We start from the raw sequence: 15,576 nt of genomic DNA on the forward strand, positions 1-15,576 counted from the left end.
CAGCGGTCAATCTCGCCTCATTCCTACTCTGGGCAAGATCCGTTTGAAGACGGACCCTAGTAGAGAAAGTTGTAACTCAGTCTGCGCGGTGGGGCTTGAAGCTTCGTGCGCATGCTGGGGGTTCGGCGTCCTGCCGGTGTGCGAGGGGCTGGAAGATCACTGGTCGGATCGTCCAGGTGATGCGGACGTCGGCATGGGTGATGGTCACCGTGCAGGGCTCTGAGCGCATCAAGGCTCTGCGGGTTTCGGCGCGCTCTTCGTACAGCCACGTCCACGCTTCGTCCGATGCGTCGGAGTCGAGCGCCGGTGAGATGGTGCGGAGAGCGATGGCTACCCAGCGGTCTGCCTGGGGTGCCGAGTATGCGTCGAACGATGCCAGGCGCGCCGGCCCTCCCGTGCCGGTGAGTTCCTCGGTCCAGCATTCGCACCAGTAGCCGCGGGTGGGCCCGTTCATGGGGTCGCTCCCGCCGGGTAGGCCAGCAGCACGTAGCGGGTGCTCTCGTCGTAGAGGGTGAGTTGGTACCCCGTGCCACCAGTCAGGTAGGCGAGGGCTCGTTCGTGTTCGGCCTCGTCCGTCAGCCAGTGCAGGCCCGGTTGTGCGTATACGGCGTCGAGCTGGTCGGTGATGTGCTGCGTGCGCTCGCGTAACCAGCGCAGTGCCAGGCGTGGGCTCGTGGCGTCGTGTGATCCCAAGGGGATGGAACAGACCTCGTTCAACGGGTAGGCCGCGGCTCGGCATCGGTAGGGGAGGGGCCGGCTGCCTGTGCTCAGCGCTGCGGGAGGAGCGGACGTCAGCACGGGTACCCTCCTGCCGGGCTGGCATCGGTGAAGAGTTCCGCGGTGACCGTGTGGCCGCCGTGGCTGCCGTGGACGACGACCCGGTGAGCGAGTGCGCTGACCATGCCCAGGCCCCGGCCGTGCTCCGCCTCCTGGTCCTGGTGCTCGACCTTCGGCGCCGTGCCGGTGCCTCCGTCGTCCGTGACGGACAGGGCGATCACCTGCGGGGAGACCGCCAGGGCCAGATGGAAGCTGCCGGATGTCTGGCCGCTGGCCGTGTGGAGGATCGCGTTCGCGCTCAGCTCGCTGACGATCAGCTCGGCGTCCTCGGCCAACGGCGAACCTCGCAGGATGTCGCGGGTCCAGCGGCGGGCCCTGCTGACCTCTTCCGGGAATCCTGGGCAACTGAGCCCCCAGACCCGGGCGCTACTCGTATACTCGTGCATACAAGTTCCTTCGTGCTGGTAGGCCGCCATGTGCAGCGGGTTCGGGCTAGACGAGTTTCACGCCGTCGTGGGCGCGGACGGCCGGCGGGGACGCCGCGTCGAGTGCGTCAAGCACACGGATCGCGTACGCCTCGTCGGCGAGTTCGATGACTTCTTCGCGGGTGGCCCAGCGCAGTGCGTGGGTCTCGTCCCCCGTGGTGGGAGTACCGTCGGCCGCCTGGCAGCGGAAGACGAGGGAGACGATCAGGCCCGTCATGTTCTTGTAGACGCCGGTCAGGATCGCGGGCAGCTCGATTTTGATGCCGGTCTCTTCGAGGACTTCACGCTGGAGGGCTTCGGGGATGGTTTCCTCGCGTTCGAGGACTCCGCCCGGGGGTTCCCAGTGACCGTTGTCGCGGCGCTTGATCAGGAGGGCCCGGCCTTGGTCATCGACGATGACCCCGGCGACGCTCACGGAGTGCGGGCGTTCTGTGCTCACGTTCCTCGGCCCTCTCGGCTGACTAGGCTCTCCACCGTAGCAACAAGACTCGCCCACTCGTCTAGATACCTAAAGGAGTACGCATGGCGTCTCTACCTAGCATCCTCGGCGGCCTCGACCCGACCAGTGATCGTGCGGTCTTCCGGCAGATTGCCGACCAGCTGCGCGAGGCCATCGACCGTGGGCGATTCAAGGAGGGGGAGAAGCTGCCCTCCGAGGCTGAGCTAGTCGAGCACTATGGGGTTTCCCGGATGACGGTTCGGAACTCCTTCTCCATCCTCCAGGGCGAGGGCCTGGTGCACGCCGAGCACGGCCGGGGCGTCTTCGTCCGGCCCCGGCCTCCGGTGCGCCGCCTCGCCTCCGACCGGTTCGCCCGGCGCCACCGCGAGCAAGGGAAGTCCGCGTTCATCGTGGAGGCCGACGCCGCCGGCAGTCACCCGACCGTGGACAGCCTGGAGGTGAAGGAGGAGAAGGCCAGCCAGGACATCTCCACCCGGCTTGGGTCCGTGCGGCGCGTGCTCGCTCGGCGTCGCCGGTACCTGCTCGACGGCCGGCCGGTCGAGTTCGCCACGTCTTATCTCCCGCTCGACATCGCCCGCGGTACGCAGATTGCCGAGCCCAACCCGGGCCCCGGTGGCATCTACGCCCGCCTCGAGGAAATGGGCCACCAGCTCGACCACTTCGAGGAGGAGATCCGGGCCCGGATGCCTTCGCCGTCCGAGGTGAAGACGCTGCAACTGGCCTCCGGTGTGCCGGTGATCCATCTGATTCGTACCGCCTTCGACACGGCGGGGCGGGCCGTGGAGGTCTGCGACACGGTGATGGCGGCCGACGCGTACGTCCTCTCCTACCAGCTTCCGGCGACCTGATCGGCGGTGCGCGAGGCCACCTCTCCGGACTCGTACACACCGACACGCATACTCGTATAGACGAGTGGGCAAGTTGTGTGGCAAGGTGATCCTGTTCCCGGCGTCGCCGGGTTTGAAGGATGCATCTTGTCTAGACGAGTAGATGGGAAGAAGCCTTGCGCACCATCCGTGTGGAGACCTCAGCCGCGACGATCCTGCTGACCGAGGCGCCCGAGCCCAAGGTCCGCGACCGGCAGTCGGGCGAGATCGCGAAGGACGCCGTCAGCGGTGAGGCGCTGATGACGATCGGCGTCGTGTACATCGAAGAGGGGGAGTCGTCCCTGATCAAGGTGACCGTTCCGGAGAGCGGGGTGTCGGAAGGGCTCGCCCTCGGTGCCCCGGTCTCGCTGCCGGGCCTGGTCGCCCGGCCGTGGGAGAGCGTGTTCAACGGCCAGCAGCGCCACGGCATCGCTTTCCGGGCCGCCGCCGTCACTCCGGCCGCCTTCCCGGCCGCCATGGGGGCCACGGCCTGATGACCGATCTGGCAACGCTTCTGGAGGTGGGTGGTCCCGTCGCCGCGCTCGGCGGTGGGGCCGCCTACGCCCGGGCGCGACACCCCGGCGTCTACTGGTCCACGCTCGGCTTACCGGTGTCCACGGTCCGGCTGCTCAGCTCCTACGGCTCCGTCATGGAAGCGTGCGGGCTGACCGTGGCCCCCTCCCGGCTGCGGGTCTTGGCGGTCAAGGCCACCACTCGCCGTGAGGTCCGGCCCGTACCGCCGCGCCGGGGGATCATCCGGCCGACCACGACGGGGCTGCGGGTCCGCCTGCGGCTCGCCCCGGGGCAGGAACCCGCCGACGTGGCCACCTCCGCCGAACGGCTGCGGCACGCCTGGGGCGTCCACGCCGTCTACGTGACCACGATCAAGCCGGGCCTGGTCGAACTGCGGCTCGTCGGCTTCGACGTGCTGCGGCAGGTGCGTATGCCGCGCAAACTTCGCCCGGACCTGCTCCGGGTGCCGGTCGCGCTGCGCGAGGACGCCACTCCGTTCGTACGCGACTACCGCACCGTTCCGCACCAACTCACCCTCGGCGCCACGCTGTCCGGCAAGTCCATGTACCTGCGGCACCTCGTCGCCGGCCTCGCCCGTCAGCCCGTCGCCCTCGTCGGCATCGACTGCAAGCGGGGCGTGGAACTGGCGCCCTTCGCCCCGCGCCTGTCGGCGCTCGCCACCGACCCGGAGCAGGCCGCCGAGCTGCTGCCCGTGCTGATCAAGGAGATGGAGGACCGGTACGACCTGATTAAGACCCGGCAGGGCATCGCGCCGAACACGCCGGACGAGGAGATCACCTCCGACATCTGGGGTCTGCCCGAGCACGAACGCCCGGTGCCCGTCGTGCTGTTCGTCGACGAGGTGGCCGAACTGTTCCTGGTCGCCACGAAGAAGGACGAGGAACGCCGGGACGAGATGGTCACCCAGCTCATCCGGCTCGCCCAGCTCGGCCGGGCCGCTGGCATCTACCTGGAGGTCTGCGGTCAGCGCTTCGGCGCTGAGCTGGGCAAGGGCGCGACCATGCTGCGGGCCCAGTTGACCGGCCGTGTCTGCCACCGCGTCAACGATGAAGCCTCCGCCAAGATGGCACTCGGCGACATCGCCCCCGAGGCGGTCTCCGCAGCCTGCGCCATCGCCCCCGAACGGCCCGGCCTCGCCGTGGCCGGTGACACCTCCGGCGGCTGGTCCCGCATCCGCACGCCGTACCTCTCCCTCGGCGAAGCCGCCGAGACCTGCCGCGAGTCGGCCCACCTTGTCCCCGACCTGCCCGCGCTCAAGCCCTTCCGGCCCGGCGTCCCCGTACGGCCGCCCGTTGAGATGCCGGGCCCGGTGGTGCGGCCCCGCCCGGTGACCGACTGACCCGCGCCCGCGCTCATCCCCGGTCGGCGTGACCGTCTCACGCTATGTCCCTACCCCTCCCATGCCCGAACCCGGAAGGAGCCGCAGCATGCGCGCCCACCTGGCCCGCGTCGACGCGGTACTCGTCCAAGCGGTCATCGCCGCCGCGCTGTCCTTCGCCCACCTGCACGACGTCGCCTCGGCGGCCGGACAGGACGGGTGGAAGGCGTGGGCCTATCCCGTCTCGGTCGACCTGCTGCTCGTCGCCGCCTGGCGCCGACTGCGGTCCGGCGACGCGAAAGCGGCCGGGTGGTGCTGGTTCCTGATCGCCCTCGCCGCGTCCCTGGGCGCCAACGTCGCCACCGCCGGACTGCTCGACCTGGACCACGTGCCGGCCTGGCTCCGCATCCTCGTCGCGGGCTGGCCCGCGGTGGCCTTCCTCGGCGGAACCCTCCTCGTCCACTCGTCACCGACCACGCACGACGAGACCAGTGACGCCGTGGGCCAGGAGGTGCCCGAGGACATCGAGGACCAGGAGGACGCGCCCGATCCCGCACCGGAACCCCCGGTGCCTCCGGCAGTCGAGCCGGTACCGACTCCGGCCCCGGCCCCGCCGGTCGCCGTCCCGGCCGCCCTGGTCGAGCACGCCCGCAAAGTCGCCGCCGAGCACCACGCCCGCACCGGAACGGCCATCGACACCCCGACCCTGCGCGCCCGCCTCGGCGTCCCGCCCCCCATGGCCGACGCCATCGCCGCCCAGCTCTGAAAGGAGACCCACGTGAGCGCTAACCGTCGCTTCCGCTCCGTCACCCGCATCGGCCCCGTCCAGGTCGGCACGTCCTACGACGGCCGCGGCCGGGAGAAGCACACCGCCGTCTGCACGGCCCCGCGCTGCGGCTTCTCCGCCGACTACGACAGCCGCGCCGCCGCCGAACTGGCCGCCCGTACCCACCGCTGCCCCGTCCGATGAAAGGACCCGCACACCGTGACCGTCAGCCTGCCGCTCGTCGTCCTCCTCGGCTTCTTCGCCTGGGGAGCGGTCAAGTTCCTCGGCGTCCGCACGTGGATCGTCGTCCTGATCGCCCTCTTCGGCTTCTGGCTCTCGGACACCTTCCTGGCCCCCGCCATCGAGTCCGGCACGCGCTCCGGCGTGGACATCGTCAATGGCTCACATAACTAGACGAGTAGATAAGGAGAGCTCCGCCGTGTTCCTGCCCAAGTACCCCGACAGCCCGACGCCGCCGCCCGCGCACCCCCACACCGTGGCCGACCAGATGCCCGCTCGGCGGCCGGCTCCTCAGATCTCCGTCAGCACCGGAGCGGTCGCGGCCGCCCTCGTCGGCGGCGTCGTGCTGACCGCGCTCCTGGCCGCCGTCGCCGTCACGGCCGTCTCCGTGGCCGTCGCCGCCGTGGTCCTGCGCTCGCTGCTGCGCGACCAGCACCGCCGCTGACGCACCGGACCCCCGGGGCGGCCTCGATACCGCCAAGCATCCGCCGCCCCGGGGGCCGTCCCCCTCCAGCCGAACCAGAAGGAGAAAGCCATCATCACCCGCGCCACTCCGCCTCCGCTCCGCGAACTCGGCGAACTGGCCGCCCTCGGCACCATGCCCGCACTCCTGCGCCAGCTCGCCGGCCTCGGAGGCTGCACGCACCCGATCCGCCTCGACGGCCACCGCACCGAGTACACCGTCGACACCCGCACCGGCGAGATCGGCAACGTCCTCCACCACCTCGTCTCCTCCAGCCTCCCGGCCGGTCACCTCCTGGTCCGCTGCAACAACCGCCGCATCACCCGGTGCGCGGCCTGCGCCGAGGTGTACCGCCGCGACACCTTTCACCTGATCACCTCCGGCCTGCGCGGCGGCAAGGGCGTCCCTGAACGTGTCGCCGCCCACCCGCGCGTCTTCGCCACCTTCACCCCACCCGGCTTCGGCCCGGTCCACAACCGCCCCACCGGCCCGGCCGGGTCGGTCCGCCGCTGCCGCTGCGGCGCGCTCCACGACCAGGACGACCCCGCCCTCGGCACCCCGCTCGACCCGGACACCTACGACTACGAAGCGGCCGTCCTCTGGAACGCGCACGCCGGTCCGTTGTGGCGGCGCTTCTCGATCTACCTGCGCCGGGAAGTCGCCAAGCGCGCCGGCCTCACGCAACGGGCCTTCCGCGAGTACGCCCGGGTGTCTTTCGCCAAGGTCGCCGAGTACCAGAAGCGCGGGGCCGTCCACTTCCACGCCGTCATCCGCCTCGACGGCCCCGAGGGTGGCGACACCCCGCCTCCCGCCTGGGCCACCGCCGAGCTGTTGACCGACGCCATCCGGGCCGCCGCCACCGCCGCCCGTGTGGACGGTCCGGTCGTCGATGGCCGCGCCCACACCTTCGCCTTCGGCCGCCAGCTCGACGTCCGCACCATCCGCTCGGCCGACTTCGACGGCGGTCAGGAGCTGACCGAGCGGGCCGTCGCCGCGTACATCGCCAAGTACGCCACCAAGGGCGCCGAGACGGCGACGGGAGCTCTGGACCGGCCGCTGAGGTTCCTCGCGGAACTCGCCCAGCTCGACATCAGCGACCACGCCCGTCGGCTTATCCGCACCGCCTGGACCCTCGGCGCGCGTAAAGACCTCGAACACCTCCGCCTGCGGGCCTGGGCCCACATGCTCGGCTTCCGCGGCCACTTCTCCACCAAGTCCCGCCGCTACTCCACCACCCTCGGCGCCCTCCGCGACGCCCGCGCCGAATGGCGCCGCGCCCAGGCCTTGGAAGCGGCCGAGACCGACCCGGACACGACCCTCGTCCTCGCGCACTGGGTCTACGCCGGAACCGGCCTCACCGACGCCGAAGCCTGGCTCGCCGAAACCCTCGAACCCGCCCCCGGAACGGAAGGAGAACCCACTCATGGGTAGCCGTCGCCTCGTTGTCGCGGAAGCGGTCTCCGAGCCGCGTGGTCTGCCGTCGCGGTACCTGACTCCTGACGACCTGGTAGCGATGTTCGACCTGCCCAGCGTCGAGACGGTCTACCAGTGGCGCCGCAAGCGCACCGGTCCCCGTGGCTTCCGGGTCGGCCGACACCTGCGCTACGACCCTGCGGACGTCCAAGCCTGGGTCGAGTCCCTGCGGGAAGGGGCTGCCGCCTGATGGCCGGGCACGTCCAAGACCGTTGGTACAGAACCGAGACCGGCCCGGATGGGAAGGTGCGCAAGGTCAAGACCGAGCGCTACGGATCCGGTCTCCGCTACCGCGCTCGCTACGTCGGCCCGGACGGCACGGAGAAGGCCAAGAGCTTCCCCGACCGTCAGAAGCGGCTCGCTGATCAGTGGCTGGCGCACATCAAGGCGGACATGGCGCGCGGGCAGTACATCGACCCGCGCGCCGCCCGGATCACCTTCCAGCAATACGCCGAGCGCTGGGTCGCCACACAGGGCGCCGACCCGAACACCCAGGCCTCGATGGAGTCACAACTACGGCTGCACGCCTTCCCTTACCTCGGCTCGCGTCCGCTCGGCTCCTTCCAACCGGCGCACATCCGGGACTGGGTGCGGCAGTTACAGGAGAACGGCGTCCGCGGGTCGTACGCCCGGACGATCTACTCCAACGTGCGGGCGGCGCTCAGTGCGGCGGTGGACGACGGGCACCTTCCCCGGAACCCGTGTGCCGCCCGGTCCGTCCGGCCGCCGACCGTCGACAACAAGCGCATCGTGCCCTGGACACCCGAGCGGGTCTTCGCCGTCCGGGCCGCCATGCCCGAGCGCTATCAAGCGATGGTCGACTTGGGCGGCGGCTGCGGACTCCGCCAGGGCGAGATCCTGGGCGTGGCCGTCGACGCCATCGACTTCGACTCGGACACGCTCCACGTGGTCCAGCAACTGAAGCTGAGCCGCAGCAAGGCCGTGTTCGCGCCGCCGAAGGGCGGCAAGCTGCGGGACGTGCCGCTTCCCGGTCCGGTGGCCGATGCGCTCCGGGCCCACATGAAGCGGTTCCCGCCGGTCGAGATCACCTTGCCGTGGAAGGTTGCCGACGGTCCTCCGGTGACCAATCGGCTCATCTTCACCGGGCCGCGCGGCGGGCACGTCTGGCGTACGTCGCTCAACGAGGAGGCGTGGAAACCGGCGCTGGCTGCAGCGGGCGTCATCCCTGTGCCCGAGCGGGGACGGCCGTACGCCGAGTCCCGAGAGAACGGTATGCACGCCCTCCGTCACTTCTACGCCTCGGTTCTCCTGGACGCGGGGGAGAACATCAAGGCCCTTGCCGAGTACCTCGGCCACTCTGACCCGGGCCTGACACTCCGGGTGTACGCGCACCTGATGCCGTCCAGCCAGGAGCGCACCCGCAAGGCGGTCGCCGCCGTCTTCGACACGGCCCGGCCGGAGCCGTCCCGCACCTGACGGCCCAGAGACGGCCCAGAGGCAGCGACAAGCCCCCTGCTCGCGGAAAACCCGCAGGCAGGGGGCTTTTTCGTGCGGGCTTACTTCTTCTTGCCCTGGTTCTTGACCGCCTCGATCGCCGCCGCGGCCGCGTCCGGGTCCAGGTAGGTCCCGCCCGGGTTCAGAGGCTTGAACTCGGCGTCGAGTTCGTACGACAGCGGGATGCCCGTCGGGATGTTCAGGCCCGCGATGTCGGCGTCGGAGATGCCGTCGAGGTGCTTCACGAGGGCGCGCAGGCTGTTGCCGTGGGCGGCGACCAGGACCGTGCGGCCGGTGAGGAGGTCGGGGACGATGCTGTCGAACCAGTACGGCAGCATGCGGCCGACGACGTCCTTCAGGCACTCCGTCTGCGGGCGCAGCTCCGGCGGGAGCATCGCGTAGCGGGCGTCGGAGAACTGGGAGTACTCGGCGTCGCGGTCCAGCGGCGGCGGCGGGGTGTCGTAGGAGCGGCGCCACAGCATGAACTGCTCCTCGCCGAACTCGGCGAGCGTCTGGGCCTTGTCCTTGCCCTGGAGGGCGCCGTAGTGGCGCTCGTTCAGGCGCCAGTGACGGTGGACGGGGATCCAGTGGCGGTCGGCGGCCTCCAGCGCGAGCTGGGCCGTGCGGATCGCGCGCTTCTGGACGGACGTGTGGACCACGTCGGGCAGCAGGCCGGCGTCCTTGAGCAGCTCGCCGCCGCGCGTCGCCTCCTTCTCGCCCTTGGGGGTGAGGTTGACGTCCACCCAGCCGGTGAACAGGTTCTTCTCGTTCCACTCGCTCTCGCCGTGGCGGAGGAGGATCAGCTTGTACGGTGCGTCGGCCATGCTTCCGAGCCTAATCGAACCCTCGCACCGGCCGCGCGGGGCTCCCGAAGCGCGGACGGTTGACGGGAAGTGTTAATCGAATGGCCCGCGGGCCCTCGCGTTCGTAAGTTGTGCTCACGGCTTCGGCCACTTACAGCCAGGTACAGCGTCCCGCGCTCACAGTCTTCTCGGGGGTCCCATGTCCGTCACCGGTGTCAGGCGTGCCGTGCGGGAGTCCGTGTCCGGGCTCCCCCGCGAGTTCTGGTGGCTGTGGGCCAGCACCCTGGTCAACCGGCTCGGCGCCTTCGTCGCCACCTTCATGGCGCTGTACCTGACCATCGACCGCGGCTACTCCGCCTCCTACGCCGGTCTGGTCGCCGCCCTGCACGGGCTGGGCGGAGTGCTGTCGTCGCTGGGCGGCGGGGTGATGGCCGACCGGCTCGGACGGCGGCCCACGCTGCTCGTCGCGCAGGTCTCCACCGCGCTGTCCGTCGCACTGCTCGGCTTCGTGCGGGACCCGGTCGCGATCGCGGCCGTCGCCTTCCTGGTCGGCATGGCGAGCAACGCCTCCCGGCCGGCGGTGCAGGCGATGATGGCGGACATCGTGCGGCCCGAGGACCGTATCCGGGCCTTCTCGCTCAACTACTGGGCCATCAACCTGGGTTTCGCGGTCTCCTCCATGGCGGCCGGTTTCATCGCCGAGGTCAGCTACCTCGCCGGGTTCCTGATCGAGGCCGGGATGACGCTCGCGTGCGCCGTGCTCGTCTTCGTGAAGCTGCCCGAGTCGCGGCCGGAGGAGGACGCCGGCGGGGCGTCCGGCGCCGGGGACGCGGCGCCCGTCTCGCTCGGGACCGTGCTGCGCGACGGGCGGTACATGGGTGTGGTCGGGCTGTCCTTCCTCATCGCCCTGATCTTCCAGCAGGCCTACGTCGGGCTGCCGGTGGCCATGGGTGAGGCGGGTTTCACGCCGGCCGACTTCGGTATGGCGATCGCCGTCAACGGTGTGCTGATCGTCGTACTGCAGATTCCCGTCACGCGGTTCATCGAGCACCGCGATCCGCGGCTGCTGCTGGTCGGCTCGGCGCTGTTGGCCGGGTACGGCTTCGGGCTCACCGCCTTCGCGGGGTCGGTCGCCGTGTTCGCCCTCACCGTGTGCGTGTGGACGCTGGCCGAGATCGTCAACGCGCCCACCCAGACGGGGATCGTCGTCCGCCTCTCCCCCGTGCAGGGGCGCGGGCGATACCAGGGGATGTACACCATGTCCTGGGCGGTCGCCTCCCTGGTCGCGCCGCTGATGTCCGGGTTGGTCATCGACCGCTGGGGCGCCGAGTGGCTGTGGGGCGTGTGCGCCGTCGTCGGGACGGTGGCGGCGGCCGGGTACTGGGCGCTCATGCGGGGGATGCCCCGGGAAGACGCCGCGGTCACGAAGACGGTCCCCGACACGTCCACGTCCGCGCCCGCGCCCGCGCCCGCCGCGCCCGAGGTCACCAAAGCCTGACCGCCGCCGACGGGCACCGCCCCGCTCAGGGGTGCATCCGCGCGCCCTTCAGCACCTTGTCCACGGCGTTCCTCGGGCCGTGCACCGCGAGGCCCACCAGGTCCAGTTCCGCGGTGGACACGGCCCGGACCGCCGCCCGGTTGTCCCGGTCGTTGCCCGTGGTGAAGAGGTCGGACGTGAACACCGCGCGGGGCAGGGCGCGGGAGAGCACGCGCGCGTGGGCGCTGGTCAGCGTCTCCTTGGTGCCCTCGAAGACCAGCACCGGCTGTCGGAACATCGGCAGGTAGCCGACCGCGTCCGCGTCCTCGTACGGCTCGCCGATCACCTCGGGGCACTGCGTGCCCAGGCCGCTGACCAGGAAGGCGGTGACGTTGAGCCGCTGCCAGGTCTCCAGGTCCTCGCGCAGCAGGACGGCGATCTTTGTGTCGAAGCGGACGGGGGCGTCGGGGGCCGCGGGGGCCGTGGCGTGCGTCGTGTTCATACGGTGAGACTGCCGGTCCGTGCGCGGACGGGTCTTGTACGTTCTTTGCATGGCCGCCGACCAGCGGACGCGCACCGTCTCCGCCTGGCGACCCCGCGTCCCGGGCGTCGTCGAGGTCTTCCACGCCCACTACACCGAGTACGCCTATCCGATGCACGTCCATGACGCGTGGACGTTGCTCATCGTCGACGACGGGGCCGTACGGTACGACCTGGACCGGCACGAGCACGGCACCCCGCACGACACGGTGTCGCTGCTGCCGCCGCACGTGCCGCACAACGGCTCCCCCGCGACCCCGGACGGCTTCCGCAAGCGCGTTTTGTACCTGGACGCCTCCCGGCTCGGCGACGAGCTGATCGGACCGGCCGTCGACGCCCCCGACCTGCGGGACCCGGTGCTGCGGCGGCGGGTCGGTCAGTTGCACGCGGCGCTCGCGCTGCCCGGGGAGGAGTTGGAGGCGGAGAGCCGGCTGACGTTGATCGGGGAGCGGCTGCACGCCCATCTGCGACCGCGGGAGCCCCGGGACCGGGCGCGCCGGGATCTCGTGCTGGCGCGCCGGCTGCGGGAGTTGCTGGACGAGCGGGTCGTCCAGGGCGTCACCCTCGACGAGGCCACCGGGCTCGTGCCCGCCCACCCGGCCCACCTGGTACGGGCGTTCAGCGCCGCCTACGGCATCGCGCCGCACCAGTACCTGACGTCCCGGCGCGTCGACCGGGCCCGGCGGCTGCTGCTGGCGGGGCACACCCCCGCGGAGGTGGCCGGGGCCACCGGCTTCTACGACCAGGCCCATCTGACCCGGCACTTCAAGCGGTTGGTGGGCGTCACTCCGGGGCGCTACCGCACGAGTCCCGCCCCGCGCTGACCGGACGTCAGTCCTGGGAGCGCTCGATCAGGCGCTGGAACGCCTCCAGGTTCCGCGTCGACTCCCCGCGCGCGGTCCGCCACTCGTACTCCTTGCGGATGGCCGTCGCGAAGCCCAGCTCCAGCAGGGTGTTGAAGGCGCCGTCGGCGGCCTCCAGGACCTGGCCGAGGAGGCGGTCGATCTCGTCGGGCGTGACGGCGGCCAGCGGGAGCTTCGCGGTGACGTAGACGTCGCCGAGGCGGTCGACGGCGTAACTCACGCCGTACAGCTTGAGGTTGCGCTCCAGGAGCCAGCGGTGGACGGCCGGTTCGTTCTCGTCGGGGTGGCGGACGACGAACGCGTTGAGGGAGAGGGAGTGCCGGCCGACGAGGAGGGAGACCGTGGTGGAGAGCTTGCGAATGCCGGGGAGCTTCACGACGTAGTTGCCGGGCTCGGGGCTCTCCCACTCCAGCTCGGCGTCCTTCAGGGCGTCCTCGACGACCTGTGCTGCCCTCTGCGCTGCCTCAGCCATGGTGGGAGCGTACGCGACGGCGGTGGTCGTGGATCGCGGCCGTGTAGACGTCGGCGGTCGCGGCGGCGGCGCTGTCCCAGCCGAAGGACTGGGCGTGCCGGGCGGCGGCGTCGCCCATCCGGGGCACCAGCTCCGGGTTGTCGGCGAAATCGCGCAGCACGCGCGCGTAAGCGGCGGGATCGTGGCCCTCGACGAGGCGGCCGGTGTGTCCGTCGCGCACGGCGACCGGGAGACCGCCGACCGCGGCGGCGAGGACCGGGGTGCCGGCCGCCTGGGCCTCTATGGCGACCAGGCCGAAGGACTCGCTGTAGGAGGGCATGACGAGGACGGACGCGGCCCGGAACCAGTCGGCGAGCTGTTCCTGCCCGACGGGCGGGCGGAAGCGAACGACGTCGGCGATGCCGAGCCGCGCGGCGAGTTTCTGCAGGCCCTCCGGCTTGGCGAGGCCGCTGCCGCTGGGGCCGCCGACGACGGGGACGAGGATGCGGGAGCGCAGCTCGGGGCGTTCGTCGAGGAGGACGGCGACCGCGCGGAGCAGGATGTCGGGGGCCTTCAGCGGCTGTATGCGGCCGGCGAAGAGGGGGATCAGCGCGTCCTGGGGCAGGCCGAGGCGGGCGCGGGCGGCGGCGCGGGCGTTCGCGCTCTCGCCGGGGCCGGGCTCGGCGCCCTTGGGGAAGGGGCGGAAGCGGTCGAGGTTCACGCCGGGGTGGACGACGGCGACCTTGGCCGGGTCGGCGGCGTAGTGCCGGACGAGTTCGTCGGCCTCCTCGGCGGTGTTGGCGATCAGCCGGTCGGAGGCGGCGACGATCTGGGTCTCGCCGATGACGCGGGCGGCGGGCTCGGGGGTGTCGCCGTCGGCCAGGTTGGCGTTCTTGACCTTGGCCATGGTGTGCATGGCGTGCACGAGGGGGGCGCCCCAGCGCTGGGCGGCGAGCCAGCCGACGTGGCCGGAGAGCCAGTAGTGGGAGTGAACCAGGTCGTAGTGGCCGGGGCGGTGGCCGGCCCAGGCCTGCATCACGCCGTGCGTGAAGGCGCACAGCTGGGCGGGCAGGTCTTCCTTCGCCAGGCCCTCGTAGGGACCGGCGTCGACGTGGCGGACGAGGACGCCGGGGGCGAGCTGGACGGACGGCGGGAGTCCCCCGGCCGTCGCGCGCGTGAAGATCTCGACCTCGATGTTGATCGCGGCCAGGCGCTGCGCGAGTTCGACGATGTAGACGTTCATGCCGCCGGCGTCGCCGGTGCCGGGCTGGTGGAGCGGTGAGGTGTGCACGGAGAGCATGGCGACGCGTCGGGGCCTGCGGTGCAGCCGCAGCCGCGGTGAGGCCGCCGGTGAGCGACGTCCGAGCCTGCTGACGTACTGGCTCACGAGCCGTTCCTCCTCGCTGCGGGCATGCCGGACGGAGGACGAGCGCCACCCTCCGAGGAGTGGGAACACCGGACAGGGAGGGTCCATTTCCGGATTCCCAACCTTTGCCGAATCATTACCGCCTATCGCTCAACCGTTCGAGGGGCGGTTGAGCTCGCTGAGGGCGGACGCGTCCGAGTCGGCGGCCCCGGCCGCATACCCTCGTACGCATGCCCTCCCGCGCCACCGCCCGCACGGCCCCCGTGGGCACGGTCACGCGCGGGACGACGAATCCGAACCGGCTGCGCCGAATGGACCGCTGGATCGCCACCACCCACGGTGCCGAGCTGCGCCGCACCGCCGACCCCGTCGCCGTGGACCTCGGTTACGGCGCGGCCCCCTGGACGGCCGTCGAGCTGCTGCACCGCCTGCGCACGGTCGCGCCGCACGCGCGCGTGGTGGGCGTCGAGATCGACCCGGCGCGGGTGGCGGCGGCCGAACCGTACGCCCGCGAGGGCCTCGACTTCCGGCACGGCGGCTTCGAGGTCCCCCTCGGAGCCGAGTCCCGCCGTCCGCTGCTCATCCGCGCGGCGAACGTGCTGCGGCAGTACGACGAGGACCAGGTGGCCGCGGTATGGCAGCGGCTGTGCGCGCGGCTCGCGCCCGCGTCGGAGCACTCGCGCGGCGGGCTGCTGGTCGAGGGGACCTGTGACGAGATCGGGCGCCGGCACGTGTGGGTGGCGCTCGGGCCCGAGGGGCCGCGCACGGTCACCCTCGCCACCCGGCTGGGCTCCCTGGACCGGCCCTCCGACCTGGCGGAACGGCTGCCGAAGGCGCTGATCCACCGAAACGTCCCGGGCGAGCCCGTGCACGCCTTCCTGCGCGACTTCGACCGCGCCTGGGCCGCCGCCGCGCCCTACGCCTCCTACGGCGCCCGCCAGCGCTGGATGCGGGCGGTGCGGGAGCTGACCGCGCACTGGCCGGTGACGGACGGACCGGCGCGCTGGCGCCAGGGCGAGGTGACGGTGCGGTGGGAGGCGCTGGCGCCGCGCGGTTGAGCAGGACGGCGTCCGCAAGGTGCGGCGGGGCGGGGCGGGAACGATCTCCGTGCGGCTTTCGTCACACAGCGGGGAATCGTCGTACGGCGCGGCAGAAAGGGGTGCAGGAGGGAAGCACGACCTCTGTCGCTTTCCGCGCCGGCATGGCACGATCCCCCAGGCGACGTATGTTACTGACGGT

Annotated in this window: 21 protein-coding genes; 13 read left to right on the forward strand and 8 right to left on the reverse strand. The window is 71.5% G+C overall.

The features are described from left to right. Window positions 1-76: 76 nt before the first annotated feature. The 4 genes from IE142_RS30135 to IE142_RS30150 all read right to left on the reverse strand — a co-directional run bounded on the left by IE142_RS30135 (window position 77) and on the right by IE142_RS30150 (window position 1,677). Window positions 77-454, reverse strand: coding sequence for a hypothetical protein (locus IE142_RS30135; protein WP_191888675.1), 378 nt, complete (start codon window positions 452-454; stop codon window positions 77-79). After that, window positions 451-693: a hypothetical protein gene (locus IE142_RS30140; protein WP_306432619.1), complete on the reverse strand. Its 243-nt coding sequence runs from the start codon at window positions 691-693 to the stop codon at window positions 451-453. The genes IE142_RS30135 and IE142_RS30140 overlap by 4 nt, the downstream gene beginning before the upstream one ends. Before the next feature lie 98 nt (window positions 694-791). Next, on the reverse strand, window positions 792-1,223 hold the full coding sequence (locus tag IE142_RS30145) for an ATP-binding protein (RefSeq protein ID WP_191888677.1): 432 nt from the start codon (window positions 1,221-1,223) through the stop codon (window positions 792-794). Window positions 1,224-1,269: 46 nt separating this feature from the next. Next, a complete protein-coding gene (locus IE142_RS30150) occupies window positions 1,270-1,677 on the reverse strand; it encodes an NUDIX hydrolase (RefSeq protein WP_191888743.1) in 408 nt (135 codons plus the stop codon). Window positions 1,678-1,784: 107 nt separating this feature from the next. Here IE142_RS30150 and IE142_RS30155 point away from each other — a divergent pair, with 107 nt between their 5' ends. The 10 genes from IE142_RS30155 (at window position 1,785) to IE142_RS30200 (ending at window position 8,819) form a co-directional block, all read left to right on the forward strand. Then, window positions 1,785-2,570, forward strand: a complete 786-nt coding sequence (locus IE142_RS30155) for a GntR family transcriptional regulator (protein ID WP_191888678.1) — start codon at window positions 1,785-1,787, stop codon at window positions 2,568-2,570. Window positions 2,571-2,725: 155 nt separating this feature from the next. Further along, complete coding sequence (locus IE142_RS30160; RefSeq protein WP_191857901.1) at window positions 2,726-3,082, forward strand: SCO3933 family regulatory protein; 357 nt, start codon at window positions 2,726-2,728, stop codon at window positions 3,080-3,082. Then, window positions 3,082-4,461 (forward strand): FtsK/SpoIIIE domain-containing protein, encoded by a 1,380-nt coding sequence (locus IE142_RS30165; protein ID WP_191888679.1) that lies wholly within the window; start codon window positions 3,082-3,084, stop codon window positions 4,459-4,461. Before IE142_RS30160 ends, IE142_RS30165 begins: the two co-directional genes overlap by 1 nt. A gap of 88 nt (window positions 4,462-4,549) precedes the next feature. After that, a complete protein-coding gene (locus tag IE142_RS30170) occupies window positions 4,550-5,206 on the forward strand; it encodes a DUF2637 domain-containing protein (protein WP_191888680.1) in 657 nt (218 codons plus the stop codon). 12 nt (window positions 5,207-5,218) lie between these two features. Continuing rightward, on the forward strand, window positions 5,219-5,410 hold the full coding sequence (locus IE142_RS30175; protein WP_191888681.1) for a mobile element transfer protein: 192 nt from the start codon (window positions 5,219-5,221) through the stop codon (window positions 5,408-5,410). A 15-nt stretch (window positions 5,411-5,425) separates the two neighbouring features. Further along, a complete protein-coding gene (locus IE142_RS30180) occupies window positions 5,426-5,620 on the forward strand; it encodes a hypothetical protein (RefSeq protein ID WP_081236037.1) in 195 nt (64 codons plus the stop codon). A 25-nt stretch (window positions 5,621-5,645) separates the two neighbouring features. Beyond that, window positions 5,646-5,891: a SpdD protein gene (locus tag IE142_RS30185; RefSeq protein ID WP_191888682.1), complete on the forward strand. Its 246-nt coding sequence runs from the start codon at window positions 5,646-5,648 to the stop codon at window positions 5,889-5,891. A gap of 153 nt (window positions 5,892-6,044) precedes the next feature. Further along, window positions 6,045-7,340, forward strand: coding sequence for a replication initiator (locus IE142_RS30190; protein ID WP_191888683.1), 1,296 nt, complete (start codon window positions 6,045-6,047; stop codon window positions 7,338-7,340). Continuing rightward, window positions 7,333-7,572, forward strand: a complete 240-nt coding sequence (locus IE142_RS30195; protein WP_191888684.1) for a helix-turn-helix transcriptional regulator — start codon at window positions 7,333-7,335, stop codon at window positions 7,570-7,572. Before IE142_RS30190 ends, IE142_RS30195 begins: the two co-directional genes overlap by 8 nt. After that, on the forward strand, window positions 7,572-8,819 hold the full coding sequence (locus IE142_RS30200) for a tyrosine-type recombinase/integrase (RefSeq protein WP_191888685.1): 1,248 nt from the start codon (window positions 7,572-7,574) through the stop codon (window positions 8,817-8,819). Before IE142_RS30195 ends, IE142_RS30200 begins: the two co-directional genes overlap by 1 nt. An 80-nt stretch (window positions 8,820-8,899) precedes the next feature. On the opposite strand, the gene IE142_RS30205 is transcribed toward IE142_RS30200, so the two are convergent. Beyond that, window positions 8,900-9,661 carry a phosphoglyceromutase gene (locus IE142_RS30205; RefSeq protein ID WP_043381926.1) on the reverse strand — a complete coding sequence of 254 codons (762 nt, stop codon included), beginning with the start codon at window positions 9,659-9,661 and terminating at the stop codon, window positions 8,900-8,902. Window positions 9,662-9,839: 178 nt separating this feature from the next. Here IE142_RS30205 and IE142_RS30210 point away from each other — a divergent pair, with 178 nt between their 5' ends. Continuing rightward, on the forward strand, window positions 9,840-11,138 hold the full coding sequence (locus tag IE142_RS30210; protein ID WP_229831001.1) for an MDR family MFS transporter: 1,299 nt from the start codon (window positions 9,840-9,842) through the stop codon (window positions 11,136-11,138). A 25-nt stretch (window positions 11,139-11,163) separates the two neighbouring features. Here the strand turns inward: IE142_RS30210 and IE142_RS30215 are convergent, their stop codons facing one another. Continuing rightward, complete coding sequence (locus IE142_RS30215; RefSeq protein WP_191888686.1) at window positions 11,164-11,619, reverse strand: DUF2000 domain-containing protein; 456 nt, start codon at window positions 11,617-11,619, stop codon at window positions 11,164-11,166. Between the two features lie 49 nt (window positions 11,620-11,668). Here IE142_RS30215 and IE142_RS30220 point away from each other — a divergent pair, with 49 nt between their 5' ends. Then, entirely contained in the window at window positions 11,669-12,481 is an 813-nt protein-coding gene (locus tag IE142_RS30220) for an AraC family transcriptional regulator (RefSeq protein ID WP_191888687.1), read from the forward strand. A gap of 7 nt (window positions 12,482-12,488) precedes the next feature. Here the strand turns inward: IE142_RS30220 and IE142_RS30225 are convergent, their stop codons facing one another. Together IE142_RS30225 and mshA are read right to left on the reverse strand one after the other, a co-directional pair. Further along, window positions 12,489-12,992, reverse strand: coding sequence for a type III secretion system chaperone family protein (locus IE142_RS30225; protein ID WP_191888688.1), 504 nt, complete (start codon window positions 12,990-12,992; stop codon window positions 12,489-12,491). Next, window positions 12,985-14,358 carry a D-inositol-3-phosphate glycosyltransferase gene (gene mshA, locus IE142_RS30230; protein WP_191888689.1) on the reverse strand — a complete coding sequence of 458 codons (1,374 nt, stop codon included), beginning with the start codon at window positions 14,356-14,358 and terminating at the stop codon, window positions 12,985-12,987. The genes IE142_RS30225 and mshA overlap by 8 nt, the downstream gene beginning before the upstream one ends. A 209-nt stretch (window positions 14,359-14,567) precedes the next feature. On the opposite strand from mshA, the gene IE142_RS30235 reads away from it, so the two are divergent. After that, entirely contained in the window at window positions 14,568-15,395 is an 828-nt protein-coding gene (locus tag IE142_RS30235; RefSeq protein WP_191888690.1) for a class I SAM-dependent methyltransferase, read from the forward strand. Window positions 15,396-15,576 lie beyond the last annotated feature (181 nt).

The sequence above is a fragment of the Streptomyces mutabilis genome (genome assembly GCF_014649815.1).
Classification (GTDB): domain Bacteria; phylum Actinomycetota; class Actinomycetes; order Streptomycetales; family Streptomycetaceae; genus Streptomyces; species Streptomyces mutabilis.